Source organism: Mesorhizobium sp. M7A.F.Ca.US.005.03.2.1, assembly GCF_003997795.1.
Lineage (GTDB): Bacteria > Pseudomonadota > Alphaproteobacteria > Rhizobiales > Rhizobiaceae > Mesorhizobium > Mesorhizobium ciceri.
In genome coordinates, this window is record NZ_RZRP01000867.1 from 1 (window position 1) to 2,602 (window position 2,602).

Sequence of the window (2,602 nt, forward strand, 5' to 3'; positions counted from 1 at the left end):
CGTCTCAGCAATGGGCACTGCGAGAAGATTGTGCTCGCGAGGTTTGAACCTGCCGAAATCCTCGGTGAAGACCTTGAAGGCACGCGCCATAGATGCCTCGACGACGACGGAGTGCCTTACAGGCTCGGTAGCAGGATGCTTGCTCATACCTGGTCCTTCTTTGGAGGCTCGACGACTAGTTTGTAGCCCGCCAGGGTCTTGCTCCAGAACTGATCGACTTCCGCGCGCAGACTTGCCAGGCCGCCGGGATCGATACGATATATGCTTTCCTTGCCCGAGCGCGTGTCGGCAACAAGCCCGGCCTCCTTGAGTACCTTCAGGTGCTGAGAGACCGCTGGTCTGGTTACAGGCAGCGCACGAGCAAGTCCGCTGACCGAACAAGGCTGTTCGAGCAACAGTTCGAAGATCGTTCGTCTCGTCGAATCTCCGAGCGCAGTCCAGTAGTTCGCGTTAGTGGCCACTAACGCGAACTTAAATCGACGGGCCTTCCATGTCAACCTTGGAGTAGTCGACGGGCGGCCCGTTGACTCTGATTAAGCCGCCTTGGCGGCCCCGTCTCGTCGCGCCTCCCGGGCGAGCCGCGGCGCATGCAAAAGCGCGAGCCGATGAGAGCGTTGCAGGACGATCTTGCCAAGCCCATGCCGAGGTCATTACTGCAACCGGCTCCGATCCTGAGCCGATGGGAGGATCAGCGCGTCGCCGCCGGGAGAAGGTGAATTGACGGATGCATTCCCCTGTTGTCTCACCGCCTCTATCAACTCATGTGTTGCTTGAGCGACCTTGGCAACGGGCAATCGGTGCACGCAGTAGACGCCGCCCGGGTTGTTGGGTTTGCACAAATGGGGAGCAACACACTGGCAAGGCAATGGCGGCTCAACCGTGCGGTAAGGCACGCCAACTGGGCCCCAGACATCTGGGGGAGTGAGCCCGTAGAGGCCCACAACTGGAGTTCCGACCGATGCGGCCAAGTGCATTGGGCCGCTCTCGTTTCCCAGGAAGATAAACGCGTCCGCAAGCAATGCTGTTAGTGTCTCAAGCGAGGCTTTGCCAACAACGCTTGCCAACGGGGAGACCGCCACATTCAGGATACGTTGCGCGATTGCGCTCTCGTCAGGTCCGCCAATCAGCAGTGACCGCAGGCCCGTCGTTTCATAAACTTCATCGATCACTGCGGCGAACCGTTCAGGTTGCCAGCACCGCCCTTCGAACCTTGCTCCGGCGTGCACCGCGACGAAAGCTTTTGCATTCAGATTGCTCTGAGCCAGAATCTGGGTCGAAGCGCCTCGTCCGATGGATGTGGGCTCAAGCCTCGGTGTCACTTCACTCGACGTTATCCCGAGCGCTCTCAGCGGCGAAAGATATCGGTACAGGTAATGCGCGCCTCCCTGGCCGAAGGTTTCAGCAAATATATTGGCAGGCTGACTTTCCCAAGATTTTAGAGGCACTTCGGGGGGATCGTATCCGACGCGCATTGGGGCGCCGATCAGCTTGTGTAGCATCCTCGATGTCTTCGAGTCGGTCAGATCGATGGTGAGATCGAATTTTCGGCGGCGGAGCTCAGCGACCAAGCTTGAATATTCCTTCAAGCGCCTGGTTAGGCTTCTACCACCACCTCGAGGGTCGAATCCGATGGCTATGTCTGCGATACCCTGGCTGACCACCAAGTCTCGCAGGCCAGGAGCGCAAAGCATGGCCATGATGGCGTGTGGGTAGGCGACGCGCAGATTTCGCATAAGCGCAGAGGTCAGAATGACGTCCCCGATGTACTTCGCCTGGATAACCAGAATGGATTTGACAGCCAGCCGATCAGCCATCGAGATATTCAGCACGTCAAAACGATGGGGCAGGATGTTGGTCATTGGGCGCGCACAAACGTCCAAGAGAGCTCATGTGCCGCTTGTGGTGATCGATGGATCGGCAGCCTTGGAACCTCCGACCCATGCACCTCTCGTTTGTTCCACAAACAAAAAGGCAATCCCACGCAGCGCTCGCTGCCTGGGAGGAGCGGAACCGGGGCCTGTCGGTCTGCGGATGGCGTGGTCATGGCTTCTGTCCCTGCCAAAGCGGCAATCCGCTTTCTCTGGCGAAGTCTCTATCTTCCGCGTAGATGGGCTCGCCTCTTCTCGCCACCCGCCGAAGCAAATCCGCATCTTCGTCGGCATGATATCGGAAGGCGTTTCGGCTATCGTATCCATGCCCGGCCTGAGACAGGGAAAACCCGCTGACTACAACCGGAGCGAAGCCGGCGAAACGCGCAAGCATGACAGCGAAAGCCCCCGTGGAGATGTTCCGGTGCCAGCCGCGGGATACGTGAAATTTGCCGCTAAGCCGCCAGACGATGTTGGCAAGCTGCCACCTGGTAAGCGCCTGCAAGGTCTCGTAACGATAATCGAAGGTGCGACAGCCGGCTTTCAGCTTGTCCTCCACGTCAGGCCAGATCGGGACGATCAGATGCTTTGCCTGCCGCCCTTTTAGCAAGTCACGCTTGTAGAAGTCCTGCTCACCTTGGCCAACCAGAATGCCGCGACGCATCAGCGCCATATCAGGAGCGGCGAGGCCAAAGGTTTCCGCCAAAATCTGGGAAGCGTTGACGGTTATAAGC

General features: G+C 58.6%; 3 protein-coding genes. All 3 read right to left on the reverse strand.

From position 1 onward, the window contains the following. Window positions 1-143 precede the first annotated feature (143 nt). Window positions 144-497, reverse strand: a complete 354-nt coding sequence (locus tag EN991_RS31675; RefSeq protein WP_082827621.1) for a metalloregulator ArsR/SmtB family transcription factor — start codon at window positions 495-497, stop codon at window positions 144-146. Window positions 498-650: 153 nt separating this feature from the next. Next, window positions 651-1,859, reverse strand: a complete 1,209-nt coding sequence (locus EN991_RS31680) for a glycosyltransferase family 9 protein (protein WP_127370228.1) — start codon at window positions 1,857-1,859, stop codon at window positions 651-653. A gap of 181 nt (window positions 1,860-2,040) precedes the next feature. Continuing rightward, window positions 2,041-2,602: hypothetical protein (locus EN991_RS31685; protein ID WP_127370229.1), on the reverse strand; the 562-nt coding region annotated here is incomplete at its 5' end.